Below are 19392 nucleotides of genomic sequence, written 5' to 3'. Positions count from 1 at the left end.
CTTAACTTTATTTTTCAAAAATAAAATAAAAACCGTACATTTATATTAAAAATAATAATAATGTACGGTAAAAAAATATTTTTATGACATGTCTGCATGTGCATAATCAATGTCTGTAAATTTATTATATTGTTTCATAAAGTGTAACTTCACTGTGCCTGTAGGGCCATTACGTTGTTTAGCAATAATAATTTCAATCTCACCATTATCGTCATTGGATTGAGGTTCGAACTGCGTACTATCGTCATCTTCTTCACCATCGCCTCGATTATAGTAATCATCACGATACAAGAACGCAACAATATCTGCGTCTTGCTCAATTGATCCTGATTCACGAATATCACTCATCATTGGTCGTTTATCTTGACGTTGTTCTACGCCACGAGATAACTGACTCAGTGCAATAACGGGACATTCTAATTCACGCGCGATGGCTTTTAACGTACGTGAGATTTCAGAAACTTCTTGTTGTCTATTATCTGAAAAACGTGAGCCACTCCCTTGAATAAGTTGTAAATAGTCAATCACAATCATATCAAGGCCATGTTCTTGTTTAAGACGACGACACTTTGATCGTAAATCTGTAATACGAATTCCTGGTGTATCATCAATAAAAATCTTTGTTCTCGATAATTTACCAACTGCAATCGTAAATCGATTCCAGTCTTCTTCTGTCATTGTCCCTGTTCTTAAACGGTTAGAATCTACATTTCCTGAACTACAAATCATACGTGTCGCAAGTTGATCGGCACCCATTTCAAGTGAGAAAATACCTACTGTATAGTTATCTTCATGAGTGGCTACTTTTTGAGCGATATTAAGTGCGAAGGCAGTCTTACCTACAGAAGGACGGGCTGCTAAAATAATTAAATCATTTCTATTAAAGCCCGCAGTCATCTGGTCTAAATCGCGGTATCCAGTAGGAATACCCGGCGTTTGCCCACTATTTTGGTCAAGTTCTTCTGCAGTCTCATATACTTGACCTAAGACATCTCTAATATCTTTAAATCCATCACTTTGACGGTTTGCTGAGAGTTCAAGAATACGTTTTTCAGCATCACTTAAAATAGCATCTAATTCAAGCTCATTATTATACCCATCATTCGCAATGCTATCAGCTGTTTGAATTAATCGACGTTTAAGCGCAAGATTAGCAACTATATTTCTATAGTATTCAATATTACGTGTCGTCGGTACATTATTCGATAATTCAGCTAAATATTGAGGGCCACCAGCCTCACTTAACGTACCTTCTTTCGTTAATTGTTCCATTAACGTAACTACATCAATCTCATGAGCATCTTCGTTTAAATTCATCATTGCTCTGAAGATATGTTGGTGTGCACCTCTATAAAACGACTCAGGAAGTAATACCTCCTGAGTCGAACCTATTAATTCTGGATCTAAAATAATTGCACCTAAGACAGACTGTTCAGCTTCATTGTTATGGGGCATTTGTCTTTGATCATACATATTATCCATCAATCATTACACCCATCCATCTTAAAATTTTCGACATGCTAGTGCAACATTATATCTATTTCTATGAATTGTTTTTAAAAGAGTGGACTACCTATGTGTGTCCCAAATTTTTTATTTTTCTACAGTGTGTACACGAATTGTACCTTCAACTTCTTTGTCTAATTTAACAGGTACATTAGTATAACCTAACGCGTGAATACCGTGTGGTAAATCCATTTTACGTTTATCAATTTTAATATCGTGTTGATTTTTTAATGCGTCAGCAATTTGTTTTGTACTAATAGAACCAAACAATTTACCGCCTTCACCAGTTTTAGCACTTACTTCAACTTCGATATCTTCTAATTTTGCTTTTAATGCTTTAGCATCATCGATTTCTTGTTGTCTATCCGCTTCAGCACGTCTATTTTGTTGTTCTAATTGTTTTAAATTACCTGGTGTTGCTTCAACAGCATATTTATTTTTTAATAAAAAGTTATTTGCGTAACCTACTGGCACGTCTTTAACTTCACCTTTTTTACCTTTACCTTTAACATCTTGTGTAAATATTACTTTCATGTATCTTCACTCCTACTCATTTGTTCAGTAATTGCTTGTTGTAATTGCTCGATTGCTTCTTCTATAGTGACACCTTTTATTTGCGTTGCAGCATTTGTTAAGTGACCTCCGCCACCTAAAGCTTCCATTGTTAATTGAACATTAATACCGCCTAATGAACGTGCTGAAATACCAATAAGATTATCTTCACGTTTCGCTACAACGTAAGAAGCTTCAATGCCTTCTAAACTTAACAATTCATCCGCAGCTTGTGCAACTGTTACAGGATGATAGATTTTATCATTAGAACCGTGAGCAATTGCGACACCGTTATCTTGAACTTCCACTGTGCGTATCAATTCAGAACGATTAATATACGTATCAACATCATCTTTAAGGAATTGTTGCGTTAAAATTGTATCCGCACCATGCGCACGTAAATAACTTGCCGCATCAAACGTTCTTGACCCTGTTCGTAATGTAAAATTACGTGTATCAACAATAATACCTGCATACATAATTGTAGATTCTAAACGTGATAACCGTTGTTCTGTTGGCTGATATTCTAATAACTCTGTGACAAGTTCTGCAGTTGAACTTGCATAAGGTTCCATATAAACGAGTAATGGATTTGAAATAAAGCTTTCTCCACGTCTATGATGATCAATGACTACTTTACGATTCGCTTTATTTAGAATATTTTCATCTAATACCATTTCAGGTTTATGTGTGTCTACCACAACAACCGTTGTTTTTGACGTCATCATATCCCAAGCCTCATCAGATGTCACAAATCGTTCTTTTAATTCAGGTTTTTTATCAATTTCTTCCATCACACGACTTAATGTTGGATCGATATCTTCTTCATTAAGTACCACATATGCTTCTAAATTATTCATTGACGCAAATCGAGATACTCCAATAGCTGCGCCAACCGCATCTAAGTCGGGACGTTTATGTCCCATAATAATCACTTTGTCGCCTTCAGTTAAGATATCTTTCAATGCGTGAGAGATAACACGTGCTCTAACACGTGTTCGTTTTTCCATCGGGTCAGTCTTACCTCCGTAAAAACGGACATTACCATTCATGTTTTTAATTGCAACTTGGTCTCCTCCACGACCTAAGGCTAAATCAAGTCCTGATTGAGATAATTCACCAAGTTCAATTAAATCTTCGGTACCTTCACCAACACCAATACTTAATGTCAATTGTGCACGATAGCCTACACTTTTTTCACGTAACTGACTTAGAATATCAAAATTAGAATCTTCTATTTCTGCTAAGATTTTTTGGTTTAAATAAGCTACGAATTGATCTGAACTATAACGTTTAAAATAAATGTTATATTCAGTTGCCCATCGACTAATAATACGTGTCACCATTGAGTTGATTTCAGAACGTTGTGTGTCATTCATATTTTGTGTAATTTCATCGTAGTTATCTAAAAACAACGTTGCAATAATAGGCTTTGATTCTTCATATAATTCATTTGTATGTACCTCTTCTGTAATATCGAAGAAATATAAACAATGCTCTTCTTCAGAATAACGTACATGATAATGGTACTGACCATGTTCGATTTCTATTTCTTGTACTCTTTCAAGTTGCTTAAGAATATTCGGAAAAACTTCATTGACTGGTTCTGAGATGACATTCGTTTCTAGATGTTCAGACATATATTGGTTGATCCATTCGATGTGATCGTCAGCATCAATCACAACTAAACCAATTGGCATGCGTTTAATTGCTTTATTACTTCCTGCTGAAATATGACCACTCAGATTATCCACATAATTATCCATTTTTGATAATGCTTGTTTAATCAATACCGCACTAATGATGATCATAATCATTAAAGCAATCGCCGTAAACGTTGCCATTAAAGGTTTAAATATAAACCCTACAATAACAATTGCAATTGCCGTAAGCACCATCAAAATGTAAGGAATAAGCAATGCTTTTTTAGTGGATTGACGGTTCATTCTTCCACCTCTATTCACTTTTTAAAGTCATTTTTTAATCATTCGTTTTAAGTTAATTCCTAAATCAAGTACGCCAAGTAATGATACGATATGCGTAAAGGGTGAAATAACTGTCCCCACGACCATTAATAATATGGATACCGCATCAGGTAATCGTTTGGCCTTTCCAAAGAAATGAATCAAACTCAATCCTTGGATATACATTAATAATGATAACACAACTTCGAAATTCAATACGATACTTTGGAATATACTTGGTTTCATCGCAAACATCACACATACTAGCACAATCATGTAAATCCATAATAATGTGCGATTCATCTGCCAAGCAAATAAAGGTCTAAACATAGGTGTTGCTACTTTGAATTTGCGTAAAATTGGAAATGTAATAATGATATTAATTAAAACTAAAAGAAAAACAATAATAATGATGTAACTTGGAAGTTGAACAGCCATTTGACGAAATCCTTCTTCTAAGATGATCTTATAATCTGATTCAACGCCTGAATTTACAATCGCATTGTTCATTGCGTCTTTTGCTGGTTTAATCAATACTTCGGTATTTGGAATCTTTTTGAACGCTTGTAATAACATAAATGCAATTAACGTCACAATACTTATATACATTGTTGTAATATATAAAATGCGTTCTTTAGATGTACGTTCTTTTAATAATTGGCCAATTACAAAACTTAGTAATAAAACTAGAATCATGGCACTTAATACAAAGGTATTCCCTAATAAGGTCGTGATGACTACAGTGAGTAAAGCTCCAATTCCAAATGTAGCAATTGATTTATGCCACATGATAATCCCTGGAATGGTAGCGAATAAACATAGAATCAGACCAATTATTGGCAATACATACGTAACTAAAGCAACTGCTACAAGCACGATAGTTCCTACAATCATTGCTTTAGGATGTACTTTTGAAAACACATTCGCCACTCCTATACTTTTTTGACTATAAGGTCTATTTTACCTTCTATATTCAAATTAAACAAATGTGTTAACTGTTCTCTTATCTATTATTTTCGTTTGAATTTCGAAACTTTTAAAAAATGATACAAGTTAGGCGCCCAGTCATTAAAATTAAGTAAAAAACCATCATGGCCTACGTTGTCTGGAACAAAAAAGTGACGATGATATTTAAAACGTTCTCCTACTGCTCTGACTTGATCATCTGGATATAACAAATCATCTGTAAAGCCCATAGTTAGTACTTTTGTATTTAAAGATTGGAAGACCTCATCCACACCATCGCGCTGACGATCAAGATGATGACTATCTAAGACATTCAACATCGTTAAATAACACGATAAATCGTAGGATTCTTTAAACTTATTACCTTGATAACGTTGATAATTGACTACTTCATCTGGTGTGAAACGCGCGTCATAACTTTTTGAAGAACGATATGTTAAGAATCCAAGTTGTCTTGCAATACTAAGTCCTTCTTTACCTCCAATATGAATCGCTTCACGTGCAATTTCATTGAAGGCACGACTGTATGAAGAGGTTTTATCCGTAGCTGCTAAGATGACTGCTTTATCTACTTCGAATCGATGATTATATAATAATTCCATTACTTGCATGCCACCTAAACTGCCACCAATTAAAATATCAATTTTAGTAAATCCAAGGGCCTTGATTCCCAATTCAATTGCCTTAACGATATCTCTTAATGTTATGGTTTTAGGAAAATGAGCATCGTTTAAAGGGGAACTTGAACCAAAAGGACTTCCAATAACATTAAAAGTAAGAAACTGATAATCATATATCGGCATATAACCACCATCAATGATTTCGCGCCACCATCCAGGATGTTCATCTGTACCATAAGTTAAATGATTCCCAGTCAGAGCATGACAAACCACAACAAGCGGTTGTCCCGAATAACCTACGTGCTCATAACGCAATTTTAGATTCTCAATCGTTTCACCTGATTCCGTTGTAAAAGCACCTAAATGTAATGTATCTACTGTATAATTTGTCATGCTATGCCTCCTTAGAATAAAAAAATCGCTTCTACCCTTAATTTTAAAAGTATGAAGCGATAATACTTTAGTACTTATCATTCGAGTATCTCGTTGGTTGTAGCACCGTACAAATGATTTGTCGGTTGCTGAAGCTTCATAGGGCCAATTCCCTCTACTTCTCAAAATAAGAGTATCTATATATTGATTGAATGGTTTAATTTAAACTTATTTTAATACAATTGCCTAGTTAACTTCAATGCGCAGTAAATAAATGAATTAAAAGAACCATCGTATCGCTGCAATGAATACAATACCTACAATAATAGTAATGGTTAGACTACGCGTCACAACTGCGATAATGACTGTAGGAATGGTTGCTACAATGAATGGAATATTTAATTCAAAGCCCTGCATGCCTTTATGTTGAACGATAAAACTATCAATAACTAACGCAGTGAATAATGAAATTGGAATAAACGACAGCCATTTGATGACTGTTTCTGACAGTTGAATACGTGAAATCATTAAAAATGGTACAACACGCACAATTAATGTCACTAATCCACATAAAACGATGAGTAAAAGCATATGTCCAGTTATCGTCATCGATCCATCACCACCCCAAGTGTTGCAGCACAAATTGATGTAACAAGAATGGCCACATAAGAAGGCATCAACCAACTTAAAATGAACATCATTACAATAACGAACGCAATTAATACGATATATATACTTACTTTGGAACGTGTAATCGTTTCAAATTGAGCCATAGCCAAGAAAATAAACATGGCTGTAATCGCAAAGTCTAACCCTAACATTTCAGGATGAGAGATGTATTTCCCAAAGACTGCTCCTAACACACAAGCTATTGCCCAAAATGAATAAGCAGTAATATTTAATCCATGTAACCATCGGTCATTAATTGTTTCCCCTTTTAAGTGTGGTGTTATAGCAACGCCAAATGTCTCGTCAGTAAGAATAGAAGACAAAGCTAAACGATTCCATATACCGTAATCTTTATAATTAGGTGATAATGTCATAGACAATAAAAAGAAGCGGGAATTCACAATTAACGTTGTTAACACGATTGCTGATATAGGTGTACCAGTAATGACTAAAGCACAAATAATAAATTGTGCTGCGCCTGCATAAACCAGTAAACATAACAGAAGAATTTCTAGAACACTAAAATCTTGAGAAGCTGCCACGATGCCAAATGATAGTCCTATACCGATGTATCCTAGTAGTGTTGGAATACATTCTTGGACCCCTTGTTGAAATGTTACATGTGACGTCATGTTAGCTCCTCCTTTATATATATATTTTCAAATTGACTATATAGTATAATTAAATTCAGTCTAATATAATCTAAGAGGCGCTTCAATATCTTTAGACGTCTGTTTGAGTGAGGTTAGAGAGAAGGATGTTTTAAAATATTGAAACTTCAATACTTTTAAAATATCAGAAATTTTTGATATTTTTTAAAGTTACCTTTCTCAGGGCAGTCTTATTTTAATATAAAAATAAATAAAGCGATAGAGGACTACGTCACTCTATCACTTTATGAGTTGAATTCTATTTAATGATTAGTTGACTGGACGAATTTCTGTTTTGCCGCCCATAAATGGTACAAGTGCTTCTGGAATTGTAATTGAACCATCTTCGTTTTGATAGTTTTCTACGATAGCTGCAAAGGTACGACCTACTGCAAGTCCACTACCATTTAATGTGTGTACTAATTCTGGTTTAGAAGAAGCATCACGTTTGAAACGAATGTTAGCACGACGAGCTTGGAAATCAGTACAGTTTGAGCAAGAACTAATTTCTTTGTAGTCATTGTAACTTGGTAACCATACTTCTAAGTCATATGTTTTACTTGCGCTGAAACCAATATCTCCAGTACATAAGTTCACGCGACGATATGGTAATTTTAATTCTTCTAAAATTGCTTCGGCATTTTGAGTCATATCTTCTAATGCATCCCAAGAATCTTCAGGTTTTTCAAAACGCACCATTTCAACTTTATCGAATTGATGTAAACGAATTAAACCTCTTGTATCTCTACCAGCTGATCCCGCTTCACTACGGAAACATGCAGTTTGACCAGTGAATTTTTCTGGTAACACATCCGGTTGGATAATTTCATTTCTATAGAAGTTTGTTAATGGCACTTCTGCAGTTGGAATTGTATATAAGCCTTCTTTTTCAACTTTGAATAAATCTTCTTCAAATTTAGGTAATTGGCCTGTACCAAACATTGTATCTGCATTTACCAATTGAGGTGTCATCATTTCTGTATAACCATGTTGTGTTGTATGTTTTGTTAACATATAGTTCATTAATGCACGTTCTAATAAAGCACCGTCTTTAGTTAAATAAACGAAGCGCGCACCTGATACTTTTGCAGCACGTTCGAAATCAGCCATTTTTAATTCTTCTACTAAATCCCAGTGTGCTTTTGGTTCAAAATCAAATTCACGAGGTGTGCCCCATTTTTTTAATTCAACATTTTCAGTGTCGTCAGCACCTTGTGGTACGTCATCTGCAATTAAGTTTGGAATACGAATTAAGATATCACGAATTTTATTATCTACTTCATTTAATTTTGCATCATTTTCTTTAATTTCATCGCCTAATTCACGCATTTCTTTAATGACGTCATCAGCATCTTCTTTGTTACGTTTTTTTTCAGCGATTTGATCACTGACTTTGTTACGACGTGCTTTCATTTCTTCTGTTTTACCAATTAAATCACGACGTTGATTATCTAATTCTAATACTTCATCAACAACCTTTGAATCATCTCCTCGTAATTCAATTTTACTCTTAACTTTGTCCGTTTCGTCTCTGAATTGCTTGATGTCTAACATATAATATTCATCCTTCCAAAAAATTTATATTGAGTGACCATAGCGATTTAAAATAAAAAAAGACCACATCCCCATACAAGGGACGTGGTCTACGCGTTGCCACCCTATTTAACAATTTAATTAAATAAACTAAATTGCACTCCACTATCGATAACGGTTAAAACCGATTGTTCAATATAAGTAGGTAGATTCGCATAAAAATTAATTACTTGTTTACACTCACCACAAGCTCTCTGAAATTAATACCCTTATGTTACTTAGCCTACGAACAATACTTTATTAACTTAATTTTAATATAGCAAAGTCATATATAATTTTCAAGCAGTTACCTTTTCCAAATATAACAAACTATATACGTTAATATCTATCAATTTTAGCATTTATAAATTTATTTAAAATAGTGTTGACGAAACGCTTAAGCAGGTATAATATTTTCTATTGTACTTAAAACGCACATGATATTTTCGCTTGTCTTAATAACTCATCATTTCATTGATTTAATATATAGAAGTTATGACTTTCGAATCTAAATAGGGAGGATTCATCATATGGAAACATTAACTAATGTGACAATTCCTAAACGTAATGACGAAACGCATAAAGGTGATTATGGAAAAATTCTTTTAATTGGTGGTAGTGCAAATTTAGGCGGAGCAATCATGTTAGCTGCCCGTGCATGTCTTTTTAGTGGAAGTGGTTTAATTACTGTAGCCACACATCCTACTAATCATGCAGCCATTCATTCACGTTGTCCTGAAGCAATGGTAATAGATATTAATGATACTAAAATGTTAACAAAAATGATTGAGAATACAGATAGTATTTTAATTGGACCAGGTCTTGGCGTTGATTTCAAAGGAAATAATGCGATTACTTTCTTACTACAAAATATTCAACCTCATCAAAACTTAATTGTAGATGGTGATGCAATTACAATATTTTGTAAACTTAAACCTGATATTCCTACATGTCGTGTTATCTTTACACCCCATCAAAAAGAATGGGAACGTCTAAGTGGTATTCCTATTGAAGAACAAACGTATGAAAGAAATAGAGAAGCTGTGGATAAATTAGGCGCTACTGTAGTACTAAAAAAACACGGTACAGAAATCTTCTTTAAAGATAAAGAATACAAATTACCAATTGGCACACCTGCAATGGCTACAGGTGGTATGGGTGATACATTAGCTGGTATGATTACAAGTTTTGTAGGTCAATTTGATAGCTTACAAGATGCCGTTACGAGCGCAACTTATATTCACAGTTATATTGGTGAAAAACTTTCTGAAAAAATGTACGTCGTGCCCCCTTCAAAATTAATTAATCAAATTCCTTATGTAATGAAAGAATTAGAACGATAAATAATAAAAATAAGACTTCCCTATATATGGGAAGTCTTATTTTTATATTTAATTCTGATCTGAATCATTCTCAATATCTTCATTTACACGATCCATGAAATCTTGTCTTACTTCAGTGCGTTCATCATCTTCATCAGATTCAGTATGCAAAGCGTTACCAGGTGTCGTATCATCTATCACTTGTTCATTTGCACTTTCTGTAGTTTGGGCACTTGCATGTTCTGTTTGTTGAGCCGCTTCCGTTGCAGCTTCATCTTCAGTTTTATCAATAACTTTCGCAACGGTTGATACGGCTTGATTATCGCCTAATTTCATTAATCGCACGCCTTGTGTAGCACGGCCATTTTGAGAAATATCTTCAACTTGTAGACGAATAATAATGCCACCATCCGTCACAATCATTAAATCTTCTTGACCGCTTACCGTTGTAATACATACAACATTACCATTACGTTCTGTAATTTTAGCTGTTTTTATACCTTTACCGCCACGATTAGATAAACGATATTCACTTACAGGTGTTCGTTTACCATAACCTTTTTCAGTAACAACTAGAACTTCATCTTCACTTTCAGCATAGGCTACGTCTAAACCTACGACTACGTCATTTTCTCTTAGAGAAATACCTCTCACACCTGAAGCGGTACGACCTAGTGGACGTAAACTATTTTCAGGGAATCGAATTAATGAGGCATGTGCTGTACCAAGTAAAATATCTTGTTTACCATCAGTAAGACGAACTGCGATCAATTCATCATCTTCTTTAAAGCCAATCGCAATTTTACCATTCTTATTAATATGAGAGAAGTTACTTAATGCAGAACGTTTAACAATACCTTTTTTAGTAGCAAAGACTAAGAAACTGTTCTCATCTTCTAAATCTCTTACAGCAATCATCGTACTAATCACTTCATCATTTTCAAGCTCAATCGCATTAATGACTGGAATACCTTTAGATTGACGAGATAATTCAGGTACTTCGTATCCTTTCAACTTATAAACACGGCCTTTATTCGTAAAGAATAAAACATTATCATGTGTACTTAATGTTACAAGTTGACTGACAAAGTCTTCTTCTAAGGTATTCATCCCTTGTACACCTCGTCCACCTCTGTTTTGTGAACGATATGTAGATACAGGTAAACGTTTAATATAGTTGTTATGACTTAAAGTGATGACGATTTGTTCTTCAGGGATTAAGTCTTCATCTTCTAAGTGATCTAAACCGCCCAATTGAATTTCAGTACGACGTTCATCACCGAAACGTTCTTTAATTTCTGTAAGTTCATCACGAACCAGTTGAAGTAATACCTCTTCATTTGCTAAGATCTCTTCTAATTCTGCAATATAACTTAATAATTCATTATACTCATTTTCAATTTTATCGCGCTCTAACCCAGTTAAACGACGTAAACGCATATCTAAAATGGCTTGAGCTTGACGTTCAGACAATTTAAAACGTTCTTGCAATGTTTCCATCGCCACTTTATCTGTGTCAGACTCACGAATAATAGAAATAATTTCATCAATATGATCAAGCGCAATTCTTAAACCTTCTAAGATATGTGCACGATCTTTCGCTTTTTTCAAATTGTATTCTGTACGACGACGTACAACTGTTTTTTGATGTTCTAAATATTCAACAAGCGCTTCTTTTAAGTTAATTAATTTAGGTCGACCATTCACAAGGGCAATCATATTTACACCAAATGACGTTTGTAATGGCGTATGTTTATATAAATTATTTAAAATAACATTTGCATTGGCATCTTTACGTACATCAATAACCACTCTTACCCCTGTACGTAAACTTGTTTCGTCACGAAGATCTGTGATACCTTCAATTCTTTTCTCACGCGCTAATTCTGCAATTTTCTCAATCATTCTTGCTTTATTCACTTGATATGGAATTTCAGTCACAACAATACGCTGACGGCCACCGCCACGTTCTTCTATTGATGCACGTGCTCGCATTTGAATCGATCCACGACCAGTTTCATAGGCACGTCTAATGCCACTTTTACCTAAAATTAAGCCAGAAGTTGGAAAATCAGGACCTTGAATGTCTTCCATCAATTCTGAGATTGTGACATCAGGATTTTGACTTAAACGTAAGACTCCGTCAATGACTTCTGTTAAATTATGTGGCGGAATATTTGTAGCCATACCAACCGCAATACCTGAAGCGCCATTCACTAAAAGGTTAGGGAAACGAGAAGGTAAGACTTCGGGCTCTCTTTCTGTACCATCATAGTTATCTAAGAAATCAATAGTATCTTTATTGATATCACGTAACAGTTCTAATGTGATTTTGGTCATTTTTGCTTCGGTATAACGCATTGCCGCAGCACCGTCACCATCCATTGAACCAAAGTTACCTTGACCATCAACAAGAGGATAACGATAGCTAAAGGTTTGTGCCATTCTTACCATAGCATCATAAATTGAAGAGTCGCCGTGTGGATGATATTTCCCCATAACGTCCCCAACAATACGTGCTGATTTTTTATAAGGTTTGTCTGGAGTCATTCCTTGTTCATTTAGACCATATAAAATACGACGATGTACAGGTTTTAAACCATCACGTACATCTGGTAATGCACGTGAAACGATAACGCTCATCGCATAGTCTAAAAATGATTCGCGCATTTCATTGGTTATATTTCTTTCATTAATTCTTGATTGTGGTAGAGAATCAGCCATCAAGATATCCTCCTTTTATAGTCAGTTCACATTAAGTTAAATTAGAAATCTAAATTAGCATAAACTGCATTATCTTCGATAAATTGTCTACGATTTTCAACAACGTCACCCATTAACATTTCAAATGTTTGATCCGCTTCTACTGCATCTTCAAGTTTTACTTGTAACATCATACGATTTTCAGGGTTCATTGTTGTTTCCCACAATTGATCGGCATTCATTTCACCTAAACCTTTGTAACGAGAAATTTGCCATTTTGGAGTAGGATTTAGTTCAGCTTTTAATTTATCCAATTCACGATCGTTAAAGACGTAATATTTTTGTTTACCTTGTGTTAGCTTATACAATGGTGGTTGAGCGATGTATACATACCCAGCCTCAATTAATGGACGCATAAATCTGTAGAAGAATGTAAGTAATAATGTACGAATATGCGCACCATCTACATCAGCATCTGTCATGATAACAATCTTATGATAACGAGCTTTAGAAATATCAAACTCGCCACCTATGCCTGTACCAAATGCTGTAATCATTTGACGGATTTCATTGTTATTTAAAATACGATCTAAACGTGCTTTTTCCACATTTAATATTTTACCTCTCAACGGTAAAATAGCTTGTGTTTTTGAGTCACGACCTTCTTTTGTAGACCCCCCGGCAGAGTCACCCTCAACTAAGAAGATTTCACTTTCGTCAGGATTTTTACTTGAACAGTCTGCCAGTTTACCCGGTAAACTTGAAATTTCTAATGCTGATTTACGTCGTGTCACTTCACGCGCTTTTTTAGCTGCTACACGTGCTCTTGACGCCATGATTCCTTTTTCAACAATGATTCTTGCAACATTTGGATTCTCATATAAAAAGCGTTCAAAGTGTTCTGAAAATAATCGATCAACGATTTGACGTACTTCAGAGTTACCTAATTTCGTCTTCGTTTGACCTTCGAATTGTGGATTACCATGTTTTACAGAGACGACTGCTGTTAAACCTTCACGTGTATCTTCACCTGAAAGACGTTCTTTATCATCTTTAATAATCTTACTTTGAGTTCCATAACTATTTAAGACACGTGTAAGTGCACGTTTAAAACCATCTTCATGTGTACCACCTTCATATGTGTGGATATTATTCGCATAAGATAATAAGTTTGTAGCATAACCGCTATTGTATTGTATTGCAATTTCTACTTCGATATCATCTTTTGACTGATGAATATAAATAGGTTCGTCATGAATAGGTTCTTTATTTTCGTTCAGTAATTCAACGTAAGATTTAATACCACCTTCATAATGATACGTGTCTTCACGTTGTTCTTTATCTTCACGTTCGTCTCTTAGTGTAATTGAAATACCTTTATTTAAGAATGCTAATTCTCTAATACGTTTTTGAAGTGTTTCATAATTATAAACTGTTGTTTCTGAAAAGATTTCACTATCTGCTTTAAAGCGAATCACTGTACCTGTTTTGTCCGTACTACCTACTTCTTTAAGATCAAATTGAGGCACGCCTTTTTTGTATGCTTGATGATAAATTGTTTCATTACGGTGTACATACACTTCTAAATCTTGTGATAACGCATTTACTACAGATGAACCTACACCATGTAGTCCGCCAGATACTTTGTATCCGCCACCACCGAATTTACCTCCAGCATGAAGCACAGTAAGAATAACTTCTACTGCGGGACGTCCCATTTTTTCTTGAATATCTACAGGAATACCACGACCATTGTCAGTCACTTTAATCCAGTTGTCATTCTCAATCACTACTTCAATTTGATTCGCATATCCAGCTAGCGCTTCGTCAATACTGTTATCAACGATTTCCCATACCAAATGATGCAAACCTCTTTCTGAAGTTGAGCCAATATACATACCAGGACGTTTACGTACCGCTTCAAGTCCTTCTAATACCTGTATTTGTCCAGCACCATAATTATCTGTGTTGTTTACATCTGACAATGTATTCACCATCACTTTCTATTACTTAATAATTTCACCTTGATTAATTCGGTAAAGTTTCGCATTATTCATGATTTCATGATCAATACCGTCTACCGATGTAGTTGTTACGAATGTTTGTACTTTATGTTGAATTGTACTGAGTAAATGCGTCTGACGAGAATCATCAAGTTCACTTAAGACATCATCTAATAATAAAATCGGATATTCTCCGACTTCAATGTTCATTAATTCTATTTCTGCTAGTTTAATTGATAAAGCGGTTGTTCTTTGTTGACCTTGAGATCCATATGTTTGGGCATCCATGTCATTCACATTAAATCCTAAGTCATCTCTATGTGGACCATATAAACATACTGCTCTATCCATTTCACGTTGTTGATATTCATTCAATAACGTGATAACTTCATCTAATAATTCACTCTTATTTTTACTTGTATCGCTAAGTTTAATACTTGGTAAATATGTTAGAGATAATGTTTCACGTTGGTTCGTAATACCAGCGTGGATAGGTTGCGCTAAAGCTTCTAATTCTTCAATAAATTGCTCACGTCTTAAAGTGACATTAAGTGCGTATTGTGCAAATTGTTGATTTAAAACTTCTAGCATCGTTTTATCTGTTTTTTGACCAAGTTGTAACTGCTTAAGATAATTATTTTTTTGTTTGAGAATACGTTGATATTGAGCTAAATCGTTGAGATATACTGCCGAAATTTGCCCTAATTCCATATCTATAAATCGTCTTCTAATTTGAGGAGAACCTTTAACAATATTTAAGTCTTCAGGTGCAAAAAGAACCACATTTAGATGTCCAACATACTGTGTGAGTCGACTTTGTTCCAAGTGGTTCACTTTAACTTGTTTACCTTTTTTAGTTATATACATCGTTAATGGCATGGTTCCATGTCTATAACTTAGCTCACCCTCTATTTTAGCATACTCAGAGTTAAACCGTATAAGTTCCTTGTCATTGGAGGTTCGGTGACTTTTAGCTAAAGCAAGGACGTAAATTGATTCAAGTAAATTTGTCTTTCCCTGTGCATTTTCTCCAATAAGAATATTCACTTCAGGATGACAATTTAACGTAACCGCTTCATAATTGCGATAGTTTTCTAATTGGAGTGTTTTAAGTTTCATTGCTCACCTTGATGAATAATAATAAATGAATCGATATCTGGAATATCAGGGAAGTCGATACGATCTTGGTCAGCTAACTTTTTTCCACGACGTGTTTCACGTTCGCCATTTAATAAAACGTCGTAATCTTGTAAGAACCATTTTGCTTGTCCACCTGATTCAATGATCCCTTCTGTTTTAAGAAATTGACCTAACGTAATCTCGCCTTCAACTGTTACTTCTTGAACCAAAATAATCACTCCATTTCTTTATATATCATTACTATATTATACCTTTTTTAGGAATAAATTTCATTTAAAATGAAGTGTGAAACCGTTTACTTTTAAATAAGTTTTTGTTATTTTAATTTGTTATGTAAAAAATAGATCATTTTTTGAAATTATGACAAAAGTAATCAGAGATAATATCTCAATTTTTAATTTTAAGGCCTATTTTAGCGAATATAATGAGTTGTGGATAAAAACCACGTTTTACTTAATTTAGCTTCACTATGAACTTCTGAGATAGTTTAAAATAACTGTTTTAATCAATAAAAAAGTAGAACAGTAATTCAATAAGAACTCTGTCCTACTTTAACTTTTTAATTACTCTTTAATCACTAATATGTTCTGATTGGTAAAATGAGTTGAGTGACTGAATCATCTGCTTTTGGTTTTAAGATAAATGGTTTCATCGTACCAAAGAATTCTACTTCAACTTCCTCATTATCAATTGCTTTTAATGCGTCCATCATATATTTTGAGTTGAATGAAATTTTCAAATTGCCACCTTCAACATCAGTTGCTGTAACTTCTTCTTTTACTGTACCGATTTCTGGTGATGTAGATGATAATTCTATAACCTCATTTCCAGTACTTAATTTAATTACGTTATTTCCACCTTCACGTGCAAGTAATGACGCACGATCTATCGCATGATAGAATTCACCGTTATCTAATCCTAATTTGATTTCATAGTTTTCAGGGAAAAGACGTGTTGTATCAGGATAGTGACCTTCTAATAAACGTGAAATAAAGTTCACGTTACCGACCTTGAACAATACTTGATTAGAGGCAAAGAAGATATCGATGTCTTCATCGTTATCACTCATAATTTTATTTAATTCAGATAATGCTTTACCTGGGATAATAACATTTTTGTTTTCCGATTCATCTTCAAGCTTTAATTTTCTTACAGCCAAACGATGTGAATCAGTAGCAGTGCATATTAATTCATTATCTTGTATAAGCCAGTTCACACCAGTTAAAACTGGGCGTGTTTCTGAGGTGGACACTGCAAAGTTTGTTTGCGCAATGATGTTTTTAAGTACTTTTACAGATAATTGAATGGCATCATCACGTGATACTTGTGGTAACAATGGATATTGTTCAGGATCTAAACCACTTAAATTAAATTCTGAATGCCCTGATGTGATAAGCGTTTGGAACTGTTCATTTGTTGATAATTTAACATCTTTGCCTGGTAATTTTTTAATGATGTCGACAAAGAAACGACCAGGAAGAACCACTGATCCCGTTTCAGTAATGTCAACAATATCTTCTCCATCTACTTGTTTAGGAATCGTGATTTCAATTGAAATTTCTGAGTCAGAACCAGTTAAAATAACGTTATTATCTTTAGCATCAATTTTGATACCTGTTAAAATTGGTAAAGTTGTTCTTGGTGAGATTGCTTTTAATGTGTCATTCAATTGCGTAATAAAGTGATCTCTTTTTATTGTAAATTCCATTATTAATTTAAACTCCTTCCAGTCGTTTATACTTAAATTATATAGGTTTTAAAATCATAGTAATAGTAGTAGGGCTTGTGGATTAGTGGATATCTAACGAAACACCTTTTATATCAAAGTTATGCACATGTGGATAAGTTGTTAATGATGTGTATTACTTTTTCACATTATCCACAATTTAACATTTTCTAACTCCTTGCTATATTTATAAAATTATTTAGAAACATAGTCATCTTTGATATTGAATGTTATATTTTAGCAACACTGTTATACAACAGATTCATATTTCCTATTACTGTTTACGTATTTCCTTTTCTAAATCTTCAACTTCTTGCTTAAAAATTGAATCCGCCTTAATATCATTCGAAATTTTTTCGTGTGCGTGAATAACTGTAGTATGATCGCGTCCTCCAAATTCCTCACCAATTTTTGGTAATGAAAAATCAGTTAATTCTCTAGACAGATACATTGCGATTTGTCTTGGATAGGCAATCGACTTTGTTCTTTTCTTAGCGCTAAAATCTTCGATGCGTACATTGTAATAATGTCCAACTACTTTTTGAATATCTTGAATCGAGATTTTTTTAGATTTAGGAACTTGAATAATATCTTTTAATGCTTCAGCAGCAAGTTCTGTTGTAATCGGTTTACCTTGTAATTTTGAATAAGCAAGTAAACGTGTTAAAGCTCCTTCAAGTTCACGGATATTTGATTGAATTTGATTTGCAATATAATTCAATGCTTCTGCTGGAATTTCTAAGTTCTCTTCTTCGATTTTTTTCTGCAAGATGGCCATGCGTGTTTCATAATCTGGCGGTGTGATATCAACAATAAGTCCCCATTCAAATCGAGAACGTAAGCGATCTTCAAGTTTTGCTATTTCTTTAGGCGGACGATCACTTGAAATAACAATTTGCTTTTTATTTTGATGCAATTCATTAAATGTATGGAAAAATTCTTCTTGTGTTTGTTCTTTATTTTGAATGAATTGAATATCATCAATTAATAATACATCGATATTTCTATATTTTTCTCTAAATGCTTCAGGTTCATTGTTACGAATGGATTTAATAAAATCATTTGTAAACTTTTCGCTTGAAGTATACAGCACTTTGGCATTCGGTTTATTACTTAGTACGTGATGACCAATGGCATGCATTAAATGCGTTTTCCCTAATCCTACGCCGCCATAGATAAATAATGGATTATAAGCTTGTGCAGGTGCTTCAGCTACAGCTAAGCTTGCTGCATGTGGGAAGCGGTTGCCAGGCCCAATCACAAATGTATCAAACGTATTATGCGTATTAAATTGATCCATATCATCATGACTATCATCAATGGCAGACGTTTTTTTTACAGTATTTGATTGTTTACGACTCGTTTCGTCAAGTTCAGCAAGTTGTTCAGCAGTGTAAAATTTTGGATCAACTTCATAACCAATGATGTCTTTCATAATTGTTTGAATTACATCTTTATAATTTGAGTTTAACCAATCAGCGTAAAACTCATGAATAACAAAGATGTAAGCAACATTGTCGCGAATTTCTTTAAGTTCAGTGTCTTTTAAAAACGTATTAAACGTTGTTTTCGAAATCTCTGACTCAGCTACTTCTAATACCTTTTTCCAAATTTCTTGTTCCGACAT

15 protein-coding genes, 1 riboswitch and 1 other annotated feature are annotated in these 19392 nt (G+C 34.1%); of the genes, 1 reads left to right on the top strand and 14 read right to left on the bottom strand.

All coding sequences use genetic code 11. From position 1 onward, the window contains the following. Positions 1 to 81: 81 nt before the first annotated feature. The 8 genes from dnaB to serS all read right to left on the bottom strand — a co-directional run bounded on the left by dnaB (position 82) and on the right by serS (position 8853). Complete coding sequence (dnaB, locus tag NST64_RS00075; protein ID WP_002449507.1) at positions 82 to 1482, bottom strand: replicative DNA helicase; 1401 nt, start codon at positions 1480 to 1482, stop codon at positions 82 to 84. Positions 1483 to 1593: 111 nt separating this feature from the next. Beyond that, positions 1594 to 2040, bottom strand: coding sequence for a 50S ribosomal protein L9 (gene rplI / locus NST64_RS00070; protein ID WP_002488452.1), 447 nt, complete (start codon positions 2038 to 2040; stop codon positions 1594 to 1596). Beyond that, a complete protein-coding gene (locus NST64_RS00065; protein WP_049418829.1) occupies positions 2037 to 4004 on the bottom strand; it encodes a DHH family phosphoesterase in 1968 nt (655 codons plus the stop codon). Before NST64_RS00065 ends, rplI begins: the two co-directional genes overlap by 4 nt. Positions 4005 to 4031: 27 nt before the next feature. After that, on the bottom strand, positions 4032 to 4943 hold the full coding sequence (locus tag NST64_RS00060) for a YybS family protein (RefSeq protein WP_049418828.1): 912 nt from the start codon (positions 4941 to 4943) through the stop codon (positions 4032 to 4034). Positions 4944 to 5032: 89 nt separating this feature from the next. Continuing rightward, positions 5033 to 6001, bottom strand: a complete 969-nt coding sequence (gene metX / locus NST64_RS00055) for a homoserine O-acetyltransferase MetX (RefSeq protein ID WP_340731007.1) — start codon at positions 5999 to 6001, stop codon at positions 5033 to 5035. Positions 6002 to 6072: 71 nt separating this feature from the next. Then, positions 6073 to 6174, bottom strand: a riboswitch (SAM riboswitch). Between the two features lie 85 nt (positions 6175 to 6259). Continuing rightward, positions 6260 to 6589, bottom strand: coding sequence for an AzlD domain-containing protein (locus NST64_RS00050; RefSeq protein ID WP_049418822.1), 330 nt, complete (start codon positions 6587 to 6589; stop codon positions 6260 to 6262). Continuing rightward, complete coding sequence (locus NST64_RS00045; protein ID WP_049418820.1) at positions 6586 to 7281, bottom strand: AzlC family ABC transporter permease; 696 nt, start codon at positions 7279 to 7281, stop codon at positions 6586 to 6588. The genes NST64_RS00050 and NST64_RS00045 overlap by 4 nt, the downstream gene beginning before the upstream one ends. Positions 7282 to 7569: 288 nt before the next feature. After that, a complete protein-coding gene (gene serS, locus NST64_RS00040; protein WP_002449409.1) occupies positions 7570 to 8853 on the bottom strand; it encodes a serine--tRNA ligase in 1284 nt (427 codons plus the stop codon). A gap of 75 nt (positions 8854 to 8928) precedes the next feature. Continuing rightward, positions 8929 to 9132 (bottom strand) — a binding site (T-box leader). Between the two features lie 269 nt (positions 9133 to 9401). Between serS and NST64_RS00035 the strand changes: the two genes are divergently transcribed. Then, positions 9402 to 10214 (top strand): NAD(P)H-hydrate dehydratase, encoded by an 813-nt coding sequence (locus tag NST64_RS00035; RefSeq protein WP_002488487.1) that lies wholly within the window; start codon positions 9402 to 9404, stop codon positions 10212 to 10214. A 48-nt stretch (positions 10215 to 10262) separates the two neighbouring features. On the opposite strand, the gene gyrA is transcribed toward NST64_RS00035, so the two are convergent. The 6 genes from gyrA to dnaA form a co-directional block, all read right to left on the bottom strand. Beyond that, the gene (gene gyrA / locus NST64_RS00030; RefSeq protein WP_002447991.1) at positions 10263 to 12917 is read right to left on the bottom strand and encodes a DNA gyrase subunit A; all 2655 of its coding nucleotides are present in this window, start codon (positions 12915 to 12917) and stop codon (positions 10263 to 10265) included. A gap of 41 nt (positions 12918 to 12958) precedes the next feature. Next, positions 12959 to 14893, bottom strand: coding sequence for a DNA topoisomerase (ATP-hydrolyzing) subunit B (gene gyrB, locus NST64_RS00025; RefSeq protein ID WP_039983987.1), 1935 nt, complete (start codon positions 14891 to 14893; stop codon positions 12959 to 12961). Positions 14894 to 14902: 9 nt separating this feature from the next. Then, the gene (gene recF / locus NST64_RS00020) at positions 14903 to 16018 is read right to left on the bottom strand and encodes a DNA replication/repair protein RecF (RefSeq protein ID WP_002454554.1); all 1116 of its coding nucleotides are present in this window, start codon (positions 16016 to 16018) and stop codon (positions 14903 to 14905) included. Next, positions 16015 to 16257, bottom strand: coding sequence for a S4 domain-containing protein YaaA (yaaA, locus tag NST64_RS00015; RefSeq protein ID WP_172457903.1), 243 nt, complete (start codon positions 16255 to 16257; stop codon positions 16015 to 16017). The genes recF and yaaA overlap by 4 nt, the downstream gene beginning before the upstream one ends. 359 nt (positions 16258 to 16616) lie before the next feature. Further along, on the bottom strand, positions 16617 to 17750 hold the full coding sequence (gene dnaN, locus NST64_RS00010; protein ID WP_107632234.1) for a DNA polymerase III subunit beta: 1134 nt from the start codon (positions 17748 to 17750) through the stop codon (positions 16617 to 16619). A 289-nt stretch (positions 17751 to 18039) separates the two neighbouring features. Next, positions 18040 to 19392: chromosomal replication initiator protein DnaA (dnaA, locus tag NST64_RS00005; RefSeq protein ID WP_002447945.1), on the bottom strand; the 1353-nt coding region annotated here is incomplete at its 5' end.

The sequence above is a fragment of the Staphylococcus sp. FSL W8-1268 genome (genome assembly GCF_038003965.1).
GTDB lineage: Bacteria > Bacillota > Bacilli > Staphylococcales > Staphylococcaceae > Staphylococcus > Staphylococcus hominis.
The sequence above is the reverse complement of the archived record's forward strand: the minus strand, read 5'-3'. Positions and strand labels throughout refer to the sequence as shown.